Here is a 21,440-nt window from a genome sequence, read left to right as displayed (position 1 = left end):
CTGCTGTTCCCTCCTGTCAGGGGCCCCGGTCGGTCAGGGCGCGGTCAGCGGGGAGTACGCGCCCGGCGCGCGGTCGCGGTAGAACTGCCAGCGGTCGCGGACCTCGCGCAGCTTGCCCATGTCGAGGTCGCGGACGACGAGTTCGGTCTCCTTGTCGCTCGCCACCTCGCCGACGAACTGCGCCTCCGGGTCGACGAAGTAGGAGGTGCCGTAGAAGTCGTTGTCGCCGTACTCCTCCACTCCGACCCGGTTGATGGCGCCGACGAAGTACTCGTTGGCCACGGCCGCCGCCGGCTGCTCCAGCTGCCACAGGTAGCCGGACAGGCCGCGCGAGGTGGCCGACGGGTTGAAGACGACCTCCGCGCCCTGGAGGCCCAGCGCCCGCCAGCCCTCGGGGAAGTGCCGGTCGTAGCAGATGTAGACGCCGACCTTGCCGACGGCGGTGTCGAAGACCGGCCAGCCGGAGTTGCCGGGGCGGAAGTAGAACTTCTCCCAGAAGCCGCGCACCTGCGGGATGTGCGTCTTGCGGTACTTGCCGAGGTAGGAGCCGTCGGCGTCGATGACGGCGGCGGTGTTGTAGAGGACGCCGGGCTGCTCCTCCTCGTACATCGGCAGCACCAGGACGATGCCGTGTTCGCGGGCCAGGCGCTGGAAGCGCTCGACGATCGGCCCGTCGGGGACGCGTTCGGCGTAGGCGTAGAACTCGGGGTCCTGGACCTGGCAGAAGTACGGCCCGTAGAACAGCTCCTGGAAGCACATGACCTGTGCGCCCTGGGCGGCGGCGTCGCGCACCGCCTGTTCGTGGACCTGGATCATCGATTCCTTGTCGCCCGTCCATGCGGTCTGGAAGAGCGCGGCGCGGATCACTCGGCTCATCTTCGGCCTCCACTCGCTCGGTGTGGCGCTCGGTGTACGGCGAGACTAGGGACGGCGGCCGGCCGGTTTGAGTGGCACGGTGTCACGTCTGCCGGGGTCGGGCATTGCACGGTGTCACCCCTGCTGCGCGTCGTGGGCGAGGAGCGCGATGTGCACGGAGGCGGCCTGTTCGAAGTCGTCGAGGTCCACACCGAGGCGTCCCTGTATGGCTTCCAGGCGGCGGTAGAGGGCGGGGCGGGAGACGTGGTGGAGCTGGGCGGTGCGGGACTTGTTGCGGCCGGTGGCGAGGTAGGTGCGCAGGACGGCGAGCAGGTCCTCGTCGGGGCCGCCGAGCAGGCCGTCCAGCTCGCGTTCGGCGAAGGACTGCACGCGCGGGTCGTCGCGCAGCAGCCGGACCAGGCCGCGCAGGTGGATGTCGCGCAGCCGCACGACGGGCGGCAGGTCGAGGCCGGGCGCGGAGCCGGCGACGGCGTCGGCCACGTGCCGGGCCTCGCGCAGACCCGCGGGGACGTCGTCCCAGGCGGCGCGGGCGTCGGCCGCCGCCACCACGGCGCGGGAGGCGTCGGGCTCCGAGCGCAGCCGGGCCGCGAGGTGGGCGGTGAGTGCCCTGGCGTCCTGGTCGGGGGCGAGGCTGAGCAGCACGGTGACGCAGTCGTCCCCGAGGTCGGCGGCGACCCCCGGCAGGCCCAGCAGCCGCAGGACGCGGTCCAGCAGGACGGCATCGCCGCCGCGCACGACCAGGGGGACGAAGACGCGCCGGTTGACCGGCAGCCCGGCGGCCCGCGCCCGGGGCAGCAGCTGCCGCGCCGGTACGGCCCCGCTGACCAGGTCGGTGAGCAGGTTCCGCGCGGACTGCTCCTCCCAGGAGTGCCAGGAGCCGCCGGGGCCCTGGGTGTGCGCGCCGTCGCCGCCGAGCATGCGGTGCAGGACCAGCGCCTCGGCGGCGCGGTCGGCGAGCAGACGCCCGGCGGCCCTCTCGCCCCGGTACCCGCACAGCACCAGCCGTCCCCAGCGCTCCCCGCGGCAGCTCAGCTCGGCGCGGACCCAGCCGTCGGCCGATCCGGCACCGGCCTGGCGGGCGATGCGCTCCCAGTCCCGCAGCACGTCGTCGACCGCCGCCCGCTCCCCCGCCGTGGCGAGGACGCGGTGGGCGAGGTTGGTGACGACGACCGGGCAGCCGCCGTGCCGGGCCACCTCGTCGAGCAGGCGCTGCACGGGGGCGCCGGCGGTGATCAGGCCGGTCAGTTCGGTGCGTACGGCCTCGGAGAGGCTGACGGCGGCGAACTTGCGCCGCAGCAGCCGGGACTGCACCTCCTCGGTGAGTTCGGCGAAGGGGAACGGGCGGTGCAGGACGACCATGGGCAGCCCGCAGCGCTCGGCCGCCCGGCGCATCCCGTCCGGCGGGGCGGGGAAGGCCCGGCCGAGGCCCAGCACGACGGCGGACGCCTCGGCGCGGTGCAGGGAGCGGACGTACTCGCCCTGCTTGTCCTCGTCGCCGGCGAGCAGCACCCCGGTGGTGAGGACCATCTCGCCGCCCGTGAGCATCACTCCGACGTCGGCGGCCTCGGCGACGTGCACCCAGCGCACGGGCCGGTCGAGCCGGTGGGCGCCGGCCACCACCTCGGGCTGCCCGGCGAGCACCCGCTCCAGGGTGAGGACCTGCCGGACCGACAGGGCGGGTTCCCAGGGCTGCTGCCCCAAGGCGGTGGTCATGGCGGCGCCTCCTCGGCTCGGGACGCGGCGGTCGGGTGCTGTGCGGGCGCGCGTTCGTCAGGGACGGTGCGTGGGGCACGTTCGTCAGGGTGCCGGGCAGGGCGGCCGTCAGATGCTCCGCAGGGCGCGCTCCAGGATCGCGGCGCCCTCCTCGGCCTCCGCGACGGTGAGGGACATCGGCGGCGCGATCCGCAGGACGCTGGTGCTGTGGCCGCCGCCCTTGCCGACGAGCAGCCCGCCGGCGCGGGCCTCCTCCAGGACGGCGGACGCGGCCTCGGGGGCGGCCTCGTCGGTGCCGGGCCTGGTCAGCTCGACACCGATCATCAGCCCTCGCCCGCGTACCTCGCGTACGTGCGGCACCTGGGCGGCGACGGCCCGCAGCCGTTCGATGAGCAGTCCGCCGACGCGCCGGGCGTTGCCCTGGAGGTCGTGCTCCAGGAGGTGGTTGAGGTTGGCGAGGCCGGCGGCCATGGTGACCTGGGTGCCGCCGAAGGTGGAGATGCTGTTGGCGTCGAGGCAGTTCATGATCTCGGCGCGGGCGATGACACCGCCGACCGACATGCCGTTGCCGATGCCCTTGGCGAAGGTCACGATGTCGGGCGGGCCGCTGCGTCCGTGGGCCTGCCAGCCCCAGAAGTGGTCGCCGGTGCGGCCCCAGCCGGTCTGCACCTCATCGGCGATCCACAGGATGCCCCGCTCGTGCAGCACCTCGCGGAAGGCGGCGTACAGGCCGTCCGGCGGGGAGGTGAAGCCGCCGACGCCCTGGACGGGTTCGGCGATCAGCGCGGCGGGCGGGCGGGTGTGGCCGAGGAGGTCCAACAGGTCGGCGACGCAGGCGTCGATGAAGTCCCGGTCGTCGAGGTGGGCGTAGGGGCCGCGGGTGCGGACGCCGCCGTGGACGTAGAGCGTCTGGAGCGGGGACAGCGAGGTCGGGGACCAGCCGCGGTTGCCGGTGATGCCGACGGAGCCGAAGGAGCGGCCGTGGTAGCTGTTGCGCATCGCCAGGATCGTGTTGCTGCGCCGGTGGGCGGTGGCGAGCAGCAGGGCGGTGTCGTTGGCCTCGGTGCCGGAGGTGGTGAAGAAGACGCGGGCGTCCGGGATGCCGGAGACGTGGGCGATCCGTTCGGCGAGTTCGACCATGGGCCGGTTGAGGTACAGGGTCGAGGAGTGGATGATCCGCCCGGCCTGCTCGCTCACCGCCTTGGTCACCTCGGGCAGGGCGTGCGCGGTCATCGTGGTGAGGATGCCGCCGAAGAAGTCGAGGTACTTGTTGCCGGCGGAGTCCCAGACGTGCCGGCCCTCGCCGTGGGTGATCTCCAGCGGGTCCTCGTAGTAGAGGGCGAGCCAGTCGGGCAGGACGGAGCGGTGCCGGGCGTAGAGGTCCTTGGTCACGGCTGCACCAGCCCTTCGTAGGCGTCGGGGCGGCGGTCGCGGTAGAAGGCCCACTGCTGCCGCACCTGCTCGATGAGGTCGAAGTCCAGGTCGCGGACGACCAGTTCCTCCTCGGTGTCACTGGCGACGTCGCCGACGAACTGGCCGCGCGGGTCGACGAAGTACGACGTGCCGTAGAAGTCGTTGTCGCCGTACTCCTCCTGGCCGACCCGGTTGATCGCGGCGACGAAGTACTCGTTGGCGACGGCCGCCGCGGGCTGCTCCAGGCGCCACAGGTGGGCGGAGAGGCTGCGGTGGGTGGCGGAGGGGTTGTAGACGAGCTGGGCGCCGCCGAGCCCGAGTTGGCGCCAGCCCTCCGGGAAGTGCCGGTCGTAGCAGATGTAGACGCCGACCTTGCCGACGGCGGTGTCGAAGACGGGCCAGCCGAGATTGCCGGGGCGGAAGTAGAACTTCTCCCAGAACCCCTTGACCTGCGGGATGTGGTGCTTGCGGTACGTCCCGAGGACGGTGCCGTCGGCGTCGATCACGGCCGCGGTGTTGTAGTAGAAGCCGGACTGCTCGACCTCGAAGACGGGGACGACGATCACCATGCCGGTCTCGCGGGCGAGGGCCTGCATGCGCCGGGTGGTCGGGCCGTCGGGCACGGGCTCGGCCCAGCGGTAGTGCTCCGGGTCCTGGACCTGGCAGAAGTACGGTGCGTTGAAGACTTCCTGGAAGCCGATGACCTGGGCACCCTGCCGGGCCGCCGCGCGGGCGTGCTCCTCGTGTTTCGCCACCATGGACTCGGTGTCGCCGGTCCAGGTGGCCTGGACGAGAGCGGCGCGTACGACGTTGGCCATGAGCTGCTCCTTCGACACGACGTCAGAGCCTCTACGCCCGTAGAGCAGGCCGTAGAGGGACGAACGTAAGCCTGGCCGGAGGGGCTTGCCAAGACCATCGTCGTCAAGGCGCGGTGTCGATCGTGTTTCGCACTCCTGTGGGTGAGTGCGGGAGCCTCAGGCCGCCGCGGGCTCGTACCTCCGGACCAACTCGTCCACCAGCTCGTCCATGGACAGCCCCAGCGCGCCGGCCAGCGCGGCCACGGTGAAGAACGCCGGGGTGGGCGCCCGGCCGGTCTCGATCTTGCGCAGGGTCTCGGCGGAGACGCCGGCCACCGCGGCGACCTCCGTCATGCTCCGTTCGCCGCGGGCCGCGCGGAGCAGGCGGCCGAGCCGTTCGCCGCGCTCGCGCTCTTCAGGGGTCAGGGGGGTGCGCACCATGCCGTCATTCTAATACCGGTCCCGCGTGATCGACCCAATTCAAATACCGGTATAGTAATTGGCATGGTGGAACTGAAGACAGACACATCGATCGACGCCATGCACGCGGCCGGCCAGGTCGTCGCGCGCGCCCTGACCGCCGTACGCAAGGCGGCGGACGTGGGCGTGTCCCTGCTGGAGCTGGACGCGGTGGCGCGCGAGGTGCTGCGGGAGGCGGGCGCCGGGTCGCCGTTCCTCGGCTACCGGCCCTCCTTCGCGCCCACGCCGTTCCCGGGCGTCATCTGCGCGTCGGTGAACGACGCGATCGTGCACGGCATCCCCGACGGCTACCGGCTGCACGACGGCGACCTCGTCTCCATCGACTGCGGGGCGACGCTGGACGGCTGGGCCGGCGACTCGGCGGTCAGCTTCGTCGTGGGCACCCCTCGCGCGGCCGACGTGGCCCTGATCGAGACGGCGGAACGGGCGCTGGCCGCGGGCATCGGGGCGGCCGTGGTCGGCAACCGCATCGGCGACATCGCGCACGCCATCGGCACTGTGTGCCGGTCGGCGGGCTACGGCATCATGGAGGACTTCGGCGGCCACGGCATCGGCCGGCACATGCACGAGGACCCGGGGGTGCCCAACGAGGGCCGTCCGGGGCGCGGGCTTCCCCTGCGGCACGGCATGGTCCTCGCCATCGAGCCCATGCTGATCGGCAGCGGCCGGGACGACTACCACCCCGCCCCGGACGGCTGGACCCTGCGCACGAACGACGGCTCGCGGGCGGCCCACGTGGAGCACACGGTGGCGATCACGGACGCCGGCCCCCGCGTCCTGACGTCGCGGGACGGCCTCTGAGGCGCCGCACGACCCGGGCGTGAAGCCCTCCGCCCGCCCGGGTCCCGCCCTCGGGGTCCAGGACATGCCCGACGGAACAGAACGTGTCATGTTGGGCATGACCGCGCCCCGTCCGGGTTACCCGGCCCCGGCACGTCGACAGCGATGCAGCGGAGGTCCGTACACGATGACCAGCGGCTACATGGGCCCGGAGGGCGACCCGTTCGCGGAATTCCTGGCACGCTTCTTCGGCGGGCCCAGGCCGAGGCAGATCGACATCGGCCGGCTGCTGAGCCAGCCCGCCCGGGAGCTGGTGCGGGGGGCCGCGCAGTACGCCGCCGAGCACGGCAGCCGGGACCTGGACACCGAGCACCTGCTGCGGGCCGCGCTCTCCACCGAACCGACCCGGGGTCTGCTCAGCCGCGCCGGCGCCGACCCCGACTCGCTGGCGTCGCAGATCGACGAGCGCAGCGGCCCCGTGCAGCACCCGCCGGGCGAGGCCCCGCCGCCCACCTCCCTGTCCCTCACCCCGGCCGTCAAGCGCGCCCTGCTGGACGCCCACGAACTGGCCCGCTCGACCGGCACCGGCTACATCGGCCCGGAGCACGTGCTCAGCGCCCTGGCCGCCAACCCGGACTCCGCCGCCGGGCACATCCTGAACGCGGCCCGGTTCGCCCCCTCGTCGGGTCTGCCGACGGAGACGCCGGACGCGGCGGCGAAGGGGCGTACGGAGGGACCGAAGGCCACCAACACGCCGACCCTCGACAAGTACGGCCGCGATCTCACCGACCTGGCCCAGCAGGGCCGGATCGACCCGGTGATCGGGCGCGAGGACGAGATCGAGCAGACCGTCGAGGTGCTCTCCCGCCGCGGCAAGAACAACCCGGTGCTGATCGGTGACGCGGGCGTGGGCAAGACCGCCGTCGTCGAGGGGCTGGCCCAGCGCATCACGGACGGCGACGTCCCCGACGTGCTGGTCGGGCGCCGGGTGGTCGCGCTGGACCTGACCGGCGTGGTCGCCGGCACCCGCTACCGGGGCGACTTCGAGGAGCGGATGAACAACATCGTGGGCGAGATCCGCGCCCACTCCGACCAGCTGATCATCTTCATCGACGAGCTGCACACCGTCGTCGGCGCGGGCGGTGGCGGCGAGAGCGGGTCGATGGACGCCGGGAACATCCTCAAGCCGGCCCTGGCCCGCGGCGAGCTGCACATCGTGGGCGCCACCACGCTGGAGGAGTACCGCAGGATCGAGAAGGACGCCGCCCTCGCCCGCCGCTTCCAGCCGATCCTGGTCCCCGAGCCCACGACCGCGGACGCCGTCGAGATCCTGCGCGGCCTGCGCGACCGCTACGAGGCCCACCACCAGGTCCGCTACACCGACGAGGCACTGGTGGCGGCCGTGGAGATGTCCGACCGCTACCTCACCGACCGCCGGCTCCCGGACAAGGCGATCGACCTGATCGACCAGGCCGGCGCCCGGGTCCGGCTGCGGGCGCGCACCAAGGGCACGGACGTACGGGCCATGGAGCGCGAGGTCGACCAGCTGATCCGGGACAAGGACCAGGCGGTCGCGGACGAGCAGTACGAGCAGGCCACGCAGCTGCGCGACCGGATCGTCGAGCTGAAGCAGCGGATCACCGAGGCCGACGGCGGCGGCGAGGCCGACGAGGGCCTGAACCTGGTGGTCGGCACCGAGTCCATCGCCGAGGTGGTGTCCCGGCAGACCGGCATCCCGGTCAGCAGCCTCACCCAGGAGGAGAAGGACCGCCTGCTGGGCCTGGAGGCCCACCTGCACCAGCGGGTGGTCGGCCAGGACGAGGCCGTACGGGTCGTCTCCGACGCGGTGCTGCGCTCCCGCGCGGGGCTGGCGAGCCCGGACCGGCCCATCGGCAGCTTCCTCTTCCTCGGCCCGACCGGCGTCGGCAAGACCGAACTGGCCCGCGCGCTGGCGGAGGCGCTGTTCGGCAGCGAGGACCGGATGGTGCGGCTCGACATGAGCGAGTACCAGGAGCGGCACACCGTCAGCCGCCTGGTCGGCGCCCCGCCCGGCTACGTCGGGCACGAGGAGGCCGGTCAGCTCACCGAGGTGGTGCGCCGGCACCCGTACTCGCTGCTCCTGCTGGACGAGGTCGAGAAGGCGCACCCGGACGTCTTCAACATCCTGCTCCAGGTCCTGGACGACGGCCGGCTGACCGACTCGCAGGGCCGGACAGTGGACTTCTCCAACGCGGTCATCGTGATGACCAGCAACCTGGGCTCCGACGTCATCACCAGGCGGGGCGCGGGCATCGGCTTCGGGGCCGGCGGCTCGGAGGCGGACGAGGAGGCCCGGCGCGAGCAGGTCCTGCGCCCGCTGCGCGAGCACTTCCGGCCCGAGTTCCTCAACCGCATCGACGAGATCGTGGTCTTCCGCCAGCTCAGCGGCGAACAACTGCGGCAGATCACCAGCCTGCTCCTGGAGCAGACCCGCCGCATGGTGCACGCCCAGGGAGTCACCGTCGAGTTCACCGACGCGGCCGTGGACTGGCTCGCCGAGCGCGGCTACCAGCCCGAGTACGGCGCCCGTCCGCTACGCCGCACCATCCAGCGCGAGGTCGACAACGAACTCTCGCGGCTGCTCCTCGACGGCCGCATCGCGGAGGGCGGCCGGGTGACGGTCGACGTCGAGGACGGGCGGCTGGCGTTCCGGACGCCGCAGCAGCCCGTCCCCGAGCTGTGACCCGCGCTATCGGGCGGGCCTGACCACCATCGCCGAGCCGCCGCCGCGCCGTTCCTTCTCCGCCGCGGCCAGCCACTTGCCGCCCGGCAGCCGCTGCACGCCGGTCGCCGCGCCGATCTCGGGGTTGCGTTTGAAGGAGTGCCCGATGGCCTCCAGTTCCTCCCGCAGGCCGCTGTCGTAGAGACCGGGTTCGAGTTCGGTCTGTGCGGCGTTGCGCTGGCTGGCGCGCGGGGCGGCGATCGCGTCGACGAGCGGGAGGCCGCGGTCGATGACGCCGGTGAGGGTCTGGAGCACGGTGGTGATGATGGTGGCGCCGCCGGGCGAACCGACGGCCACGACCGGCTTGTGGTGCTGGTCGAGGACGATCGTGGGCGCGATCGACGACCGGGGGCGCTTGCCGGGGCCGGGCAGGTTCGGGTCGTGGACCGCCGGGTTGGCCGGGGCGAAGGAGAAGTCGGTCAGCTCGTTGTTGAGCAGGAAGCCGCGGCCGGGCACGGTGATGCCGCTGCCGCCGGTCTGCTCGATGGTGAGCGTGTAGGCGACGACGTTCCCCCACTTGTCGGCCACGGTCAGGTGCGTGGTGTTCTCGCCCTCGTACGTCGTCGGCGCCGCCGTGCCGCCGTCCGCGCAGGGGGCGGGATCGCGGGGGTCACCGGGCGCGAGGGGACTGGTGAGGACCGCGTCGTCCTTGATCAGGCACTCGCGGGAGTCGGCGTACCGCTGCGACAGCAGCTCCTTCGTCGGTACGTCCTCGAAGGCCGGATCGCCGACCCAGCGCCCCCGGTCGGCGAAGGCGATGCGGCTGGCCTCGATGAAGCGGTGCAGGTAGCGGGCCTTGCTCGCCTTGGAGAGGTCGGTGCGCTCCAGGATGTTGAGCGCCTCGCCGACCGTGGTGCCGCCGGATGAGGAGGGGGCGATCGAGTAGACGTTCAGGCCGCGGTACGAGGTCCTGGTGGGTGCCTGGAACTTGGTCTCGTAGGCCGCGAGGTCCTTGGCGGTCAGGTCGCCGGGGCGGGCGTTCCAGCCGGAGTCGGGGTCGACGGGCGGCTCGTTGACGGTGGCGACGATGTCCTCGCCGAGTTCGCCGTGGTAGACGGCGTCGACGCCCTCGCGGCCGAGTTCCTTGTAGGTGCGCGCGAGGTCCGGGTTCTTGAACGTGGAGCCGACGGCCGGGAGTTCGCCGCCGGGGAGGAAGAGTTCGGCGGTGTCCGGGAAGTAGCGGAACCGCTGCTCGTTCGCGGCGGTCTGGGAGCGGAAGGTGTCGTCGACGGTGAAGCCGTGCCGGGCCAGACGCTCGGCGGGCTCGAGCACGGAGCCGAGCTTCCGGCTGCCCCACTTGTCGAGGGCGGCCTGCCAGGTGGCGGGCGTGCCCGGGGTGCCGACGGCGAGACCGCTGCTGACGGCGTCGGCGAAGGGGATGGGCTTGCCGTTCTCCGTGAACAGGTCCTCGTCGGCGGTCAGCGGCGCGGTCTCACGGCCGTCGATCGTGCGCACGGTACGGGACTCGGCGTCGTAGTAGACGAAGTAGCCGCCCCCGCCGATGCCGGCGGAGTAGGGCTCGGTGACGCCCAGGGCGGCCGCGGTGGCCACCGCGGCGTCGACGGCGTTGCCGCCCTTGCGCAGCACTTCGATGCCGGCGGCGGAGGCGTCCGGGTCGACGCTGGCCACCGCGCCGCCGTACCCGACGGCGACCGGCGTCTTGGGGACGGCGGGTCTGCTCTGCGCGGCGGGTGGCGCCGCCGCCCCCACCGACACCACAGCGGCCGAGACCGCCAGGACCGTCAGATTCCGTGCGACAGGGCGACGCATCCGCACCTCCAGGGAAAGGCCGTTCGGGCAGCTTAGTTGATCGTCATGATCGCGTCAGGAACGCCGCGGGAACGCGTACGACACGCCCCGCCGAGCACCGGCCCACCGACGCCCGCCGGCACGCGTGCCGCATCGGCGGGTACCGGTCACCGGCTTGTCTGTTTCGTGTGTCTTGACGGTGAAAAGTTGCTGCTGTTTGATCCGCCGCAACGACCGCCACGTCGAGAGGACCTCCATGGCCACGCCTCCTCCGTCCCAGCAGCTGTTCCTCGCCGGCGTCTTCCGCGACGGGGCGGGCAGCGACACGTACGACGTGATCAGCCCCGCCACCGGCGAGCACGTCGGCACGGTCCCGCTGCCCGTGGCGGCCGACCTGGACGCGGCGGTCACCGCCGCCCACGCCGCACAGGCCGCGTGGGCCAAGGTCAACGTCTGGGAGCGCGCGGCGCTGTGCCACCGGATCGCGGACGAGATCGACCGGCGCCGTGACGAACTCGCCCGGCTGCAGACCTTGGAGCAGGGCAAGCCGCTGGCGGAGTCGGTCGCCGACGTGACGGAGGCCGCCGAGCTGTTCCACCTGCACGCCGAGGACGCGGTCCGCCTCAACGGCGAGACGCTGCCCTCCCGCGACAGCTCCAAGCGGATGTTCACCTTCCACCGTCCGGTGGGCACCTGGGCGGTCATCACGCCCTGGAACTTCCCGCTGCTGATGTTCACCGAGTTCGCCGCTCCGGGCCTGGCCACGGGCAACGCACTGGTGGTCAAGCCCCCGACGAACACGCCGCTGACCGTGCTGAAGGCCATGGAGGCCCTCAGCGCCGCCGGGGTCCCCGAGGGCCTGGTGAGCGTCCTTCCCGGCGACGGCGCCTTCGGTGACGCCCTCGTCCGCCACCCCGGCATCCACGCCATCGGATTCATCGGCTCGTCCGCCACCGGCGCGAAGATCCAGTCCGCCGCCGGTCTGAAGCGGTCGCTGATGGAGTGCTCCGGCAACGGCCCCCTGGTCGTCCTCGCCGACGCCGACGTCGAGGCCGCCGCCAAGGCCGCGGTCGACGGCGCCTACCCCTGCGCCGGACAGGTCTGCTGCGCCACCGAGCGGGTCGTCGTGCACACCGCCGTCCACGACGCGTTCGTCGAGGCCGTCCTGCGCGAGGCCGAGCGCGTCCGCCTCGGCGACCCGTTCGACGACAAGACCGTCCTCGGCCCCCTCAACAACGAGGGTGTCGCGGCCAAGATGGACCGCCACATGGAGGACGCCCGGGCCCGTGGCGCGCGCGTCCTCACCGGCGGCCGGCGCCGCGGGGGCATGCCCACCGACCTCTACTACGAGTTCACGGTGGTCGACGGCGTCCCCGAGGACAGCCTGCTGTCCAAGGAGGAGTCCTTCGGCCCGGTCGTCCCGATCATCACCGGGCGCGACGAGGACGACCTGCTGCGCATCGCCAACGACGACGCCCTCGGTCTCCAGGGGGCCGTCTTCACCCGCAGCATGACCTCCGCGTTCCGCTTCATGGAGGAGATGGAGGTCGGCCAGGTCGTCGTCAACGAGTCCAACAACTGGTGGGACATCAACATGCCCTTCGGCGGCGCGGGTTCCCGTGGCACCGGCTGGGGCCGTATCGGCGGCAAGTGGACCCTGCTGGACATGACCGACACGCGTACGGGCGTGATCAGCCTCTGACCGCGCCGGGGACGAGCGGCGGGTGGTGGGACCGCCACCCGGAGACGGCCGTCAGCTCGTGCGCGAAGGGCGGCTCGGCGCCGGCCCGTGCCCAGGGGCTCTGTGACGTCAGGGCCTCTGCGACGTCAGGGCCTCGGCGAAGTCAGGGCCTCGGCAAGGCGGTCGACGCCGAAACCGCTGATCAGCAGACGTTCTTTGCGGTTGCCGGTGAGCAGTTGGCTCCACTCGACGAAGCCGCCGTCGCCGACTTCCAGCCGGTGGCCACCGATGCTGGTGTAGATCTTGAAGCAGACGCCGGTGTAGTAGCCGCGTCCGGTGGTCCGGTCGGGGTCCTCGCACACCTGGACACCTGGCAGACCGGCGAGGTCGTGGCGCATCCGCTCGGCGGCCGGGCCGGTCGCGTCCTCCAGGAAGGTCAGCCCGACCTGCGTGTCCTGCGCCCCGATGCCGGCCATCGCCCGGGCGGCGAACCGCAGGTGCTCGGCCAAGTGACGGCGCTCGAAGAGTTGGTTGCCGGTGTCCCGGCCGGCGGTCACCAGGCCGAAGAGCTGGAAGTGGGCGAGGTTCCTCGGACCGTTGAAGTTCTGGGCGCGAGTCACTCGCTGGCCGGCCGCCAGCCGGACCGTCGCGTCGGAACGCGGATCGGCGGCCAGGGCCAGGGAGCGCCGGTGCGCTGCCTCCAGCGCCAGTGCGTTCGTCGGATCGGCCGCCACCTCGCTGCCGCGCACAGTCGCGATCACCTTGCGCGGATCGACGGTCGCCACGGCCGAATGCGCGGCCAGCGGCACGACGGGAGCGAGCACGAGGACCTCGAAGTCCTCGGGCAACGCCGACAGCAACACGTCCTCCGCGCGCCGCAGTGCGGCGAACTCGACCGGCGCCGGGGCCACGAACCGATCGCTGCGGTAGCGCCGCATCACCTCGGCCGGCGAGAGCCGCTCCGCGCGGCGCCGGAACACCTCCAGCAGCAGGGTGGTCAGATCCGCGCCCGACATTCCGTCGGCCAGCAGTTCCAACAGTTCCGGTTCGTCGGCCCGTGCCAGCACCCGACGCAATGCCGGGTCGACCGGGGTGTCTGCGGTGAGGTCATCGTGTGTCATGACCATCGAGTATCGCGGTGCGGAGATCAGCCCGGCCGGGACTTCCGTCGAACTCGCCGGGCACGCGACCCCGGCGGCGGCGAGTCCCCCGCCGGCACCGACGCAGACGGCTCGCAACGCCCACCGGGTTTCCTGCACCCGGTGTGCAGCTGACCTTCTCCTCGGCCGCGGACGCACCTTCGTGGTGTCCGTCGCGCCGCGCGAGCAGTGATCTCCGGCTGCACCTTGCGTGTGCCCCCTGCGCGTTCGTGTGGTCCGACGACTGCAACGTACCGAGACGGACGGCATGTTTGCCGACGACACGCACCTCCGGGCATTAGCCCTATTTACGGCAATTCACGCTTCCGCGACTTCGCCGTACACCTGCGAGAGTTCGGGCGCCCCGTCCGCCGCCCAGGCGTGGCCGGAGGCCACCACGTCGAACTCCCGGCCGGAGGCCAGCCGGACCACGGGCTGCCCGTCGGACCGGATGGACCAGACGGCACCCGGCACGGTACGCACGATCACGGTGCCGAGGTACAGGCCGGCGTCGTTGCCGAGCCAGTCCAGGATCTCGTCGTCGCCGCGCCATCGGGGCAGCATCTGGTCGAGTCGCTCCAGGGAGACCTCGGAGTCGTCGAGTCGGACACCCTCCCGCAGTGCCTGCGAGCGCAGCAGGTCGCAGTCGGCGAGCAGGTCGCCGATTCCCTCGGCGTCGTGAGCCCGTGGATCTGCGCGCCGCCTGCCCAGGAAGGGGAAATTCATACCTCCAGACTGTCATTCGTACCGCCCCGCGCACCACAGGGCGCGCAGGGGCGGCGGACAGCGGGAGAGGCCGCGCTCGGGACGACCGGGTGACGAGGCGACCGGGTGACTACACCTCCAGGTCCACCACGACCGGTGCGTGGTCCGACGCGCCCTTGCCCTTGCGCTCCTCACGGTCGACGTAGGAGTCGGTGACGGCCTTGGCGAAGGGCTCGTTGCCGTAGACCAGGTCGATGCGCATGCCGCGGTTCTTGGGGAAGCAGAGCTGGCGGTAGTCCCAGTAGGTGAAGGGGTGGTCGTACTTCAGCGGGCGCGGCACCACGTCGGACAGGCCGGCGCCGCGCAGCGAGGCGAGGGCGGCGCGCTCGGCGGCGGTGACGTGGGTGGAGCCCTCGAAGGCGGCGCGGTCGTAGACGTCGTCGTCCGTCGGCGCGACGTTGTAGTCGCCCATCACCGCGAACGGGCGGCTGCCGGCCGCGTCACCCTCGACGGCCGCGCGCAGCGCCTCGAACCACTGGAGCTTGTAGGCGTAGTGCGCGTGCTCCACCTCGCGGCCGTTGGGCACGTACACCGACCAGACGCGGACCGGACCGCAGGTGGCGGAGATCGCGCGGGGCTCCTGGACGCCGTCGTAGCCCGGGTCGCCGGGCAGGCCCTTGACGACATCCTCGAGGCCGACGCGGGAGAGCACCGCCACGCCGTTCCACCGGCCGGTGGCGTGCACCGCCGCCTCGTAGCCCTTCTCGCGCAGCTCGTCGAAGGGGAACTGCTCCTCGGCGACCTTGGCCTCCTGGAGGCACAGCACGTCGCTGCCGCTGCTCTCCAGCCAGGCGAGGAGCCTCGGCAGGCGGGCGGTGATCGAGTTCACGTTCCAGGTCGCGATGCGCATGTCCACAACTTACCGGGCGGCACCGACAACCCCGCCCCGCCCCGGAAGAGACCAGGTCACCGGCGTTACACCCGGGCGGAGTCCCCCGGCGTCAGCCGCAGGTGTTCGGCGCCGCCGAGCTGACCGATCTGGCGGTCGTAGATCGGCCGGGCGAGGTCGGTCAGCAAGGCGTCGTGGATGTCGTAGGCCCGCTGCGGCTTGACCTCGCGCACGTAGTCGATGACCTCGGAGATCTTGTTCCACGGCGCCATGACGGGGAGCATCAGCGTCTCGACCGGGTGGTCGGGGACGGTGAGGGCGTCGCCGGGGTGGAACACCTTGCCGCCGTCGACGAGGAACCCGATGTTGGTGACGCGCGGGATGTCCGGGTGGATCACCGCGTGCAGTTCACCGTGGACCTGTACGTCGAAACCGGCGGCGGTGAAGGTGTCGCCGTGACCGACGGTGTGCACGCGGCCGGGGAAGGCCGCCGCGACCTTCTCGGCGACGGACCTGAGCGTCCAGATCTCGGCGGCCGGGTTGTCCTCCATCGCGGCGCGCAGCCGCAGCTCGTCGAAGTGGTCCGGGTGCTCGTGGGTGACGAGGACGGCATCCGCGCCGAGCGCGGCGTCCTCCTCGCTGAATCCGCCGGGGTCCAGGACGAGCGTGCGCCCGTCCTTCTCGAGGCGGACGCAGGCGTGCGACTTCTTGGTGAGCTTCATGACTCCATCCTGCCGCCGCACGCCGGCCCCCGGCTCGCCGGGACTCACTCCGGCGGCGTGGTCTCCTCGCGGATGACCTGCTGCGCCACCCGGAAGGCGCCGCTCGCGGCCGGTACGCCGCAGTAGACGGCCGCCTGGAGCAGTACTTCCTTGATCTCGGACGGGGTGAGCCCGTTGCGCAGGGCGGCCCTCAGGTGGGGCGGCAGTTCGTCGAGGTGGCCGCCGGCCACCAGGGCGGTGAGGGCGACGCAGCTGCGGGTGCGCCGGTCCAGGCCCGGGCGGTCCCAGATCTCGCCCCACGCGTACCGGGTGAGGAACTCCTGGAAGTCACCGGAGAACTCGTCGGCCTGCTCCAGCGCCTGGTCGACGTGCGCGTCGCCGAGCACTTCGCGGCGCACCTTGAGGCCGGCGTCGTACGGATCGGGCCGTCCCTGTGCCGGTACCGCGGGGGCCGGGGCGATCTCGGCGATGGGCGCGCTCTGCGGCGGGGGCGGCGCCATGGCGGGCTGGACGGGGGCGGCGGAGGCCGCGGGCGCGGGCGGCACGGCCGCGGGGGCGGCGGGAACGGCCGGGATCGCGATCTGCCCGGTGGAGGTGTCGTGGGCGGTCTGCCAGGCGGTGGAGAAGTGCCGCACCAGCAGGTCGGTGACGGCTCCGGGCTGCTCCACCGGGACCAGGTGGGAGGCGCCCGGGACGACGGCGAGGCGGGCGTCCGGGATACCGGCGACCAGCGTACGGGCCTCGGCGGGGCCGGTGACCTGGTCGTCGGAGCCGACGAGGACCAGGGTGGGCACGCCGACCTGCCCGAGTTCGCCGCGCACGTCGAACGCGGCGAGCGCCTCGCAGGCGGCGATGTAGCAGCCGGGGTCGGTGGTCCGGACCATCTGCACGGCCCACTCGGTGATCGCGGGCTGGGCGGCGGCGAAGCCCCCGGTGAACCACCTCTCCGGCGCGCTGCGGGCGATCGGGTCGAGCCCGTTCGTACGGACGATCACCCCGCGCTGGCGGAACTCGTCGGCGGTGCCGAAGCGGGGCGAGGCGGCGATCAGCGCGAGGGAGGCGAGACGCTCGGGGTGGCGCAGGGCCAGTTCGGTACCGACGGCACCGCCGAGCGCACAGCCCGCGTATCCGAACCGCTGCACGCCGAGTCCGTCGAGCGTGGCCAGCAGGCGCGAGGTGAGCTCGGCGACGGAACCCGCCGGGTGGGCGGGAGCGCCGCCGTGCCCGGGCAGGTCGAAACGGAGGACCCGCCACTGCTGCGCCAGCTCGGGCACCTGGCGGTCCCACATGTGCCATGTAGCACCGAGGGACGGCCCCATGACCAGGACCGGGGCCTGTTCCGGCCCGTCAAAGCGGTATTGCAGGGTGTCGACGTTCTTCTCACTCACCCGTTCACGCTCCCACATCTCACATTCTCTTCGTGAACGGGGGCGGAGCCACCCGCCAGACCTCCCCACGTGTCCGCCGCCGGCCGCAGGTCCTCCACACCCGGTTTCACGTACCAGCGCTTCGTGGTCCGTACGTCGGTGTGCCCGGCCCACCGGGCTAGGAGGTGGTCCGGGACCCCGTGGTTCGCCAGGTACGTCAGGCAGCTCGCCCGGGCGTCGTACAGGCGGACCCGGCGCAGCCCGCTGCGGTCCATGACCTTGTAGGCCCGCTCACGCAGCTGGCGTCCGTTGAGCGCCGCCCAGGTGCCCGCCGCCGCGAGCGGCGCTGATGGCCTGCATGAACGACTCCTGGGTGCCGACCGCCTCGACCACCGAGTGCGCACCGAGCCCGCTCGTCAGCTCCTTGATCTTCGCGACGCCCTCCTCGCCGCGCTCCTCGACGATGTCCGTGGCGCCGTAGAAGCGGGCCAGCTTCTGCCGCTCGGGGTGGCCGGACATGACGATGATGCGCTCCGCGCCGAGCTGCTCGGCAGCCAAGATCGCCCTCAGGCCGACCGCGCCGTCGCCGACGACCGCGACGGTCTTGCCGGGCCCGGCCTCGGCCGCGACGGCTGCGTACCAGCCGGTGCCGAGCACGTCGGAGGCGGCCAGCAGGGAGGGGATCAACTCCGGTCGGGCTGCCCCGGGGTGGCGACGAGGGTGCCGTCGGCGTGCGGGATGCGAGCCTTCTCGGCCTGGGTGCCGATCGTCTGCGCGACGAACTCGGCGCGCACGCACTTGGACTGGAAGCCGGTCTGGCAGATCTCGCAGGTGTTGTCGGAGATGACGAACGACCCGACGACGAAGTCGCCGACCTTGACGTTCTTGACCCTGGAGCCGACTTCCTCCACGACGCCCACGTACTCATGTCCCATGACCTGGTGGTCGGCGGGCTCGACGCCGCGGTACGGCCACAGGTCCGAGCCGCAGATGCAGGTCGCCGTCAGCCTCACGATGGCGTCGGTGGGCTCGATGATCTCCGGATCCTCGCGGCCCCCACCCGGACGTCGCCGGCGGTATACATCACTACTCCACGCCTGGTGGGTTCTCCTTGTTCTGTATGCCGGCGCCTGTGGCGCCGGTTCGTGTACAGAGAGGCACAGGCATCCCGCGGCCAGGGCCAGGAGCAGTGTCCACCGTTGAGGCAGCCGTAGTGTCAGCATCGCCATCAGCGGCGCGCCGACGATCATGCCGACCGCGAACAGTGATCAGCAGGCCGGCCTGTGCCACGCTGACCTGGAGGTCAGCCGATATCACCGGAAGCAGACCCGCCACCACGAACTCCGTGGTGCCCATCAAGAACGTGCCCAGGGCGAGCACGTACACGATGAGGGGAAGCCGGACGGGTGGACGCTCGAGGTCACCGGCGCGGGCATCGCTGGAGGCGTGGAGTGTTGCTCCTCGCGTGGTCATACAGCGTCTCCGTGGTGGATCGAGAAGGTGAACTTCTCCCACGAAACCGCTTCTCCCGCGTATACGGGAGGCTGCGTATATGGGGGGGCACAAGCTCGACCCCCCTCCCTGGCGGCGAGGATCGTAGCGTGGAAGGCATGGAACGCCTCCCGGACAACCGCGCCGATATCCGTGACTTCCTCGCCACCCGGCGCGCCAAGATCACCCCGGAGCAGGCCGGACTGCCTACGAGCGGGCGGCGCCGGGTTCCGGGGTTGCGGCGCGAGGAGGTCGCCGTCCTCGCCGGCGTGAGCACTGAGTGGTACACGCGGCTGGAGAAGGGCCACATCGCCGGCGTGTCCGAAGACGTCCTCGATGCGGTCGCCCGCGCGCTGCAGCTGGACGAGGACGAACGCATCTACTTGTTCGACCTGGCCAGGGCGGCACAGCCGCCCAGCCGGACGCCTCGCCGCCGCAAGGCCGTCGACATCCCGCCCCGCGTCCAGTGGCTGCTCGACTCCATGACTCTTTCCGCGGCGTTCGTCACCAACGGCCGCTTGGACATGGTCGCCTGCAACGCGCTCACCCGCGCCCTGTTCGCCCCATTGTTCGAAAGCGAAACCACCGACGAACGCGGCCGTCCGAACTTCGCCCGGTACTGGTTCCTCGACCGAGGCGCACCCGACTTCGTCGCTGACTGGGACGGTGCCCTGGGCGCCACCGTCGCTCTGCTGCGCGCCGAGGCGGGGCGCTACCCGCGCGACAAGGACCTGCGTGAACTGATCGGTGAGCTGTCCACGACGAGCGCCGAGTTCCGCACCCGGTGGGCGGCCCACGACGTACGCATCCACCACGGTGGGGTCAAACAGTTCCAGCACCCTGACGCCGGACCTCTGAAACTCGTCTACCAGCCGTTGGACCTGACCGTTTCCCCCCGGGAGGCACACTCTCTGACCATCTACACGGCCGAGCCGGGCACCCCCGACGAGGACCGGCTCAAGGTCCTCTCCAGCTGGGCAGCGACCCGGCTCAAGGAAACTGAAGCCACCGGCGACAGAGAAGTGCCCTGATGGTCCGGGCCCGTCGGCGGGAGATCCGTCAGGCGGGCCGGCAGATGACCTGCACGGCCGTGTCGTGCGGTTCGAACAGGTTGGCCCGCCCGCCGAGGCGCTCCTCCTCGTTCGCTCCTGCAGGCACGTGATCGCCGCACCGCGATAGCGCGCGTCTGGAGGGCGCGATGGTCGGACTCCGGCAAGCGCGGCTCGATCAGTGGTGCGAGCAAGTCCCGCCGGCGAGCTTGCTTCTCGGCGTGGCCGGGGCGCGCGGCTGGTTGCCGAACGGCAGTGTGGCTATCTCGAGCTGGTGCTCGAGCGTGGCCTCGATCTCCTCGATCACTCGGAACGCCGCGCGCGGCGAGGCCCAGCAGCTCGTCGCCGGCTGGGCGGACCGGCTGCAGAGCCTGGCCGAAGAACTCACTCGCCCCCATGGCGTCACGGTGACCGTCATGGCCCGCGACCGCGGACTGGTCGACGCCGCCGCACCCTGCGCCCCGAACTCGATGCCCGCGGCATCCACGGTTCGTCGCGCTTGCGCAGTCCGGATCCAGCGAGTCTGTGCGCGAGGTAGGCAATCCGTTGCTGACCACGGTGGCATCGGGGAGGCTCCGCGGGACGACCGTCGCGACCGTTCCCGAGAGGCCGCCACCCCTGGGTGCTCCCCGACAGGCCGGTGGCAGTACCGGCCTGTCGAGGGCTGCCGTCAGGCGAGGTTCTTGGTGAAGAACTCGTCGAGCCTGTCGAAGGGGATGAGGTCCTTGCGGTCGTACAGGTCGACGTGGTCCGAGCCCGGGACGATCACGAGGTCGACGGCGTCGGGGGCCTTCGCCCGGACGTCCTCGGAGTAGTAGCGGGAGTGCGCGTCGGCGCCGGCCACCAGGAGCGCCTTGCTGGGCGCCAGCATGTCGAGATTCGTCATCAGCGGGAAGGCGAAGAACGACATCGGCGTGGTCGCGGTCCACGCGGTGGTGGAGTTGATCGAGCGCGGGTGATAGCCGCGCTCGGTGCGGTAGTAGTCGAAGAAGCTCGCCGTGACCGGGTCGGCGTCCGCCGGGAGGGTCTTGGGCAGGACGCGGTTCGACGGGGCGACATCGCCGTTCTCGTCAAAGGGCACCTCGTGGGATCCCCGGGCGAAGGTACCGTTCTGGGTGTCGATCCAGCGCTGCCGGCTGAGGTAGTCCACGACCTTCCGGCGCTGTCCGAGCGTGTAACTGTCCTTATGGCCGCGAGACATGCTGCGCGACATGTCGTACATCGAGGCCGTGGCGACCGCCTTGATACGGCTGTCCGCGGCCGCCGCGGTGAGCGCCATGCCGCTCAATCCGCAGATGGCCTGGGCGCCGATCCGCTCGCGGTCGACGAACTTCCGCAGGCCGAGGAAGTCGACGGCGGCGCTGAAGTCCTCAGTGCAGATGTCGGGCGATGCCACGTCGCGCACCGTGCCGCCGCTCTCTCCGGTGAAGGAGGGATCGAAAGCGAGGGCGACGTAGCCGCGGCGCGCGAACTCGTTGGCGTAGAGTCCCGAGGACTGTTCCTTGACCGCGCCGAACGGGCCGCTGACCACCAGGGCGGGAAGCTTGCCCCGGGCGTTCTTCGGCACGTAGAGGTCCCCGGCGACCTCGATGCCGTAGCGGTTCTCGAACCGCACCGAGGTCCGCTCGACGTTCTTGTCCAGCGCGAAGGTGTAGCCGCCCTTGGCCGTGGCCCTGCGCTGTGCCGGGGCACCCGCGGTGCGGCCGGTCTCCGCACCGAAGGCAGGCAGAGCCGTGAAGGAGGAGGAGGCGGCGGCGCCAGTGGCGGCGATCAGGCCGAGCGCTTTGCGACGTTCCATGGAGTGGACCTCATATTCGATCGGTGACGG

General features: G+C 71.8%; 18 protein-coding genes and 2 pseudogenes. 4 read left to right on the top strand and 16 right to left on the bottom strand.

Going from position 1 to position 21,440, the window contains the following annotated elements:
• Positions 1-33: 33 nt before the first annotated feature.
• The 5 genes from ACLIN4_RS28800 to ACLIN4_RS28780 form a co-directional block, all read right to left on the bottom strand.
• A complete protein-coding gene (locus ACLIN4_RS28800; RefSeq protein WP_107476204.1) occupies positions 34-876 on the bottom strand; it encodes a nitrilase-related carbon-nitrogen hydrolase in 843 nt (280 codons plus the stop codon).
• Between the two features lie 114 nt (positions 877-990).
• Positions 991-2,589 carry a PucR family transcriptional regulator gene (locus ACLIN4_RS28795; protein WP_100044404.1) on the bottom strand — a complete coding sequence of 533 codons (1,599 nt, stop codon included), beginning with the start codon at positions 2,587-2,589 and terminating at the stop codon, positions 991-993.
• A gap of 108 nt (positions 2,590-2,697) precedes the next feature.
• Positions 2,698-3,981 carry an aspartate aminotransferase family protein gene (locus ACLIN4_RS28790; RefSeq protein ID WP_107476201.1) on the bottom strand — a complete coding sequence of 428 codons (1,284 nt, stop codon included), beginning with the start codon at positions 3,979-3,981 and terminating at the stop codon, positions 2,698-2,700.
• On the bottom strand, positions 3,978-4,820 hold the full coding sequence (locus ACLIN4_RS28785; protein WP_411576385.1) for a nitrilase-related carbon-nitrogen hydrolase: 843 nt from the start codon (positions 4,818-4,820) through the stop codon (positions 3,978-3,980). Before ACLIN4_RS28785 ends, ACLIN4_RS28790 begins: the two co-directional genes overlap by 4 nt.
• A gap of 156 nt (positions 4,821-4,976) precedes the next feature.
• Positions 4,977-5,240, bottom strand: a complete 264-nt coding sequence (locus ACLIN4_RS28780) for a helix-turn-helix domain-containing protein (RefSeq protein ID WP_107476198.1) — start codon at positions 5,238-5,240, stop codon at positions 4,977-4,979.
• Between the two features lie 63 nt (positions 5,241-5,303).
• Here ACLIN4_RS28780 and map point away from each other — a divergent pair, with 63 nt between their 5' ends.
• Together map and ACLIN4_RS28770 are read left to right on the top strand one after the other, a co-directional pair.
• Positions 5,304-6,080, top strand: coding sequence for a type I methionyl aminopeptidase (gene map, locus ACLIN4_RS28775; protein WP_382022203.1), 777 nt, complete (start codon positions 5,304-5,306; stop codon positions 6,078-6,080).
• A 166-nt stretch (positions 6,081-6,246) separates the two neighbouring features.
• Positions 6,247-8,781, top strand: coding sequence for an ATP-dependent Clp protease ATP-binding subunit (locus ACLIN4_RS28770; protein WP_289907362.1), 2,535 nt, complete (start codon positions 6,247-6,249; stop codon positions 8,779-8,781).
• Between the two features lie 6 nt (positions 8,782-8,787).
• On the opposite strand, the gene ggt is transcribed toward ACLIN4_RS28770, so the two are convergent.
• Complete coding sequence (ggt, locus tag ACLIN4_RS28765) at positions 8,788-10,590, bottom strand: gamma-glutamyltransferase (RefSeq protein WP_411576384.1); 1,803 nt, start codon at positions 10,588-10,590, stop codon at positions 8,788-8,790.
• A 235-nt stretch (positions 10,591-10,825) separates the two neighbouring features.
• On the opposite strand from ggt, the gene ACLIN4_RS28760 reads away from it, so the two are divergent.
• Positions 10,826-12,271 carry an aldehyde dehydrogenase family protein gene (locus ACLIN4_RS28760; RefSeq protein WP_411576383.1) on the top strand — a complete coding sequence of 482 codons (1,446 nt, stop codon included), beginning with the start codon at positions 10,826-10,828 and terminating at the stop codon, positions 12,269-12,271.
• A 125-nt stretch (positions 12,272-12,396) separates the two neighbouring features.
• On the opposite strand, the gene ACLIN4_RS28755 is transcribed toward ACLIN4_RS28760, so the two are convergent.
• The 8 genes and pseudogenes from ACLIN4_RS28755 to ACLIN4_RS28720 all read right to left on the bottom strand — a co-directional run.
• Positions 12,397-13,371: a hypothetical protein gene (locus tag ACLIN4_RS28755; protein WP_290012192.1), complete on the bottom strand. Its 975-nt coding sequence runs from the start codon at positions 13,369-13,371 to the stop codon at positions 12,397-12,399.
• Positions 13,372-13,707: 336 nt separating this feature from the next.
• Positions 13,708-14,115, bottom strand: coding sequence for a DUF6278 family protein (locus tag ACLIN4_RS28750; protein ID WP_100044412.1), 408 nt, complete (start codon positions 14,113-14,115; stop codon positions 13,708-13,710).
• Positions 14,116-14,224: 109 nt separating this feature from the next.
• Positions 14,225-15,004 carry an exodeoxyribonuclease III gene (locus tag ACLIN4_RS28745; RefSeq protein WP_411576382.1) on the bottom strand — a complete coding sequence of 260 codons (780 nt, stop codon included), beginning with the start codon at positions 15,002-15,004 and terminating at the stop codon, positions 14,225-14,227.
• A 65-nt stretch (positions 15,005-15,069) separates the two neighbouring features.
• Complete coding sequence (locus ACLIN4_RS28740; RefSeq protein WP_107476192.1) at positions 15,070-15,705, bottom strand: MBL fold metallo-hydrolase; 636 nt, start codon at positions 15,703-15,705, stop codon at positions 15,070-15,072.
• A gap of 44 nt (positions 15,706-15,749) precedes the next feature.
• Positions 15,750-17,111, bottom strand: coding sequence for an alpha/beta fold hydrolase (locus ACLIN4_RS28735; protein WP_381914677.1), 1,362 nt, complete (start codon positions 17,109-17,111; stop codon positions 15,750-15,752).
• Complete coding sequence (locus ACLIN4_RS28730) at positions 17,090-17,347, bottom strand: hypothetical protein (protein ID WP_257101596.1); 258 nt, start codon at positions 17,345-17,347, stop codon at positions 17,090-17,092. Before ACLIN4_RS28730 ends, ACLIN4_RS28735 begins: the two co-directional genes overlap by 22 nt.
• 43 nt (positions 17,348-17,390) lie before the next feature.
• Positions 17,391-18,156: pseudogene (locus ACLIN4_RS28725) on the bottom strand (alcohol dehydrogenase catalytic domain-containing protein); the annotation flags it as partial.
• Between the two features lie 79 nt (positions 18,157-18,235).
• Positions 18,236-18,428: pseudogene (locus ACLIN4_RS28720) on the bottom strand (MFS transporter); the annotation flags it as partial.
• Between the two features lie 254 nt (positions 18,429-18,682).
• On the opposite strand from ACLIN4_RS28720, the gene ACLIN4_RS28715 reads away from it, so the two are divergent.
• Positions 18,683-19,594 carry a helix-turn-helix domain-containing protein gene (locus tag ACLIN4_RS28715; RefSeq protein WP_107477698.1) on the top strand — a complete coding sequence of 304 codons (912 nt, stop codon included), beginning with the start codon at positions 18,683-18,685 and terminating at the stop codon, positions 19,592-19,594.
• 196 nt (positions 19,595-19,790) lie between these two features.
• Here ACLIN4_RS28715 and ACLIN4_RS28710 read toward each other — a convergent pair whose 3' ends face one another.
• Positions 19,791-19,919 (bottom strand): hypothetical protein, encoded by a 129-nt coding sequence (locus tag ACLIN4_RS28710; RefSeq protein ID WP_257101597.1) that lies wholly within the window; start codon positions 19,917-19,919, stop codon positions 19,791-19,793.
• 363 nt (positions 19,920-20,282) lie between these two features.
• Positions 20,283-21,410, bottom strand: coding sequence for an alpha/beta hydrolase (locus tag ACLIN4_RS28705; RefSeq protein WP_289907340.1), 1,128 nt, complete (start codon positions 21,408-21,410; stop codon positions 20,283-20,285).
• Between the last annotated feature and the right edge of the window lie 30 nt (positions 21,411-21,440).

The sequence above is a fragment of the Streptomyces mutabilis genome (genome assembly GCF_046628145.1).
GTDB classification, from domain to species: Bacteria; Actinomycetota; Actinomycetes; order Streptomycetales; family Streptomycetaceae; genus Streptomyces; species Streptomyces mutabilis.
Note: the sequence above shows the minus strand (reverse complement) of the source record. Positions and strands in the feature narration are given on the sequence as shown.

Coding starts and splice junctions, on each gene's coding strand:
- ACLIN4_RS28760 (WP_411576383.1), top strand. CDS start 10,826: ATGGCCACGCCTCCTCCGTCCCAGCAGCTGTTCCTCGCCGGCGTCTTC.
- ACLIN4_RS28715 (WP_107477698.1), top strand. CDS start 18,683: ATGGAACGCCTCCCGGACAACCGCGCCGATATCCGTGACTTCCTCGCC.
- ACLIN4_RS28780 (WP_107476198.1), bottom strand. CDS start 5,240: ATGGTGCGCACCCCCCTGACCCCTGAAGAGCGCGAGCGCGGCGAACGG.
- ACLIN4_RS28735 (WP_381914677.1), bottom strand. CDS start 17,111: ATGTGGGAGCGTGAACGGGTGAGTGAGAAGAACGTCGACACCCTGCAA.
- map (WP_382022203.1), top strand. CDS start 5,304: ATGGTGGAACTGAAGACAGACACATCGATCGACGCCATGCACGCGGCC.
- ggt (WP_411576384.1), bottom strand. CDS start 10,590: ATGCGTCGCCCTGTCGCACGGAATCTGACGGTCCTGGCGGTCTCGGCC.
- ACLIN4_RS28755 (WP_290012192.1), bottom strand. CDS start 13,371: ATGACACACGATGACCTCACCGCAGACACCCCGGTCGACCCGGCATTG.
- ACLIN4_RS28745 (WP_411576382.1), bottom strand. CDS start 15,004: ATGCGCATCGCGACCTGGAACGTGAACTCGATCACCGCCCGCCTGCCG.
- ACLIN4_RS28785 (WP_411576385.1), bottom strand. CDS start 4,820: ATGGCCAACGTCGTACGCGCCGCTCTCGTCCAGGCCACCTGGACCGGC.
- ACLIN4_RS28705 (WP_289907340.1), bottom strand. CDS start 21,410: ATGGAACGTCGCAAAGCGCTCGGCCTGATCGCCGCCACTGGCGCCGCC.
- ACLIN4_RS28770 (WP_289907362.1), top strand. CDS start 6,247: ATGACCAGCGGCTACATGGGCCCGGAGGGCGACCCGTTCGCGGAATTC.
- ACLIN4_RS28730 (WP_257101596.1), bottom strand. CDS start 17,347: ATGGACCGCAGCGGGCTGCGCCGGGTCCGCCTGTACGACGCCCGGGCG.
- ACLIN4_RS28750 (WP_100044412.1), bottom strand. CDS start 14,115: ATGAATTTCCCCTTCCTGGGCAGGCGGCGCGCAGATCCACGGGCTCAC.
- ACLIN4_RS28740 (WP_107476192.1), bottom strand. CDS start 15,705: ATGAAGCTCACCAAGAAGTCGCACGCCTGCGTCCGCCTCGAGAAGGAC.
- ACLIN4_RS28800 (WP_107476204.1), bottom strand. CDS start 876: ATGAGCCGAGTGATCCGCGCCGCGCTCTTCCAGACCGCATGGACGGGC.
- ACLIN4_RS28795 (WP_100044404.1), bottom strand. CDS start 2,589: ATGACCACCGCCTTGGGGCAGCAGCCCTGGGAACCCGCCCTGTCGGTC.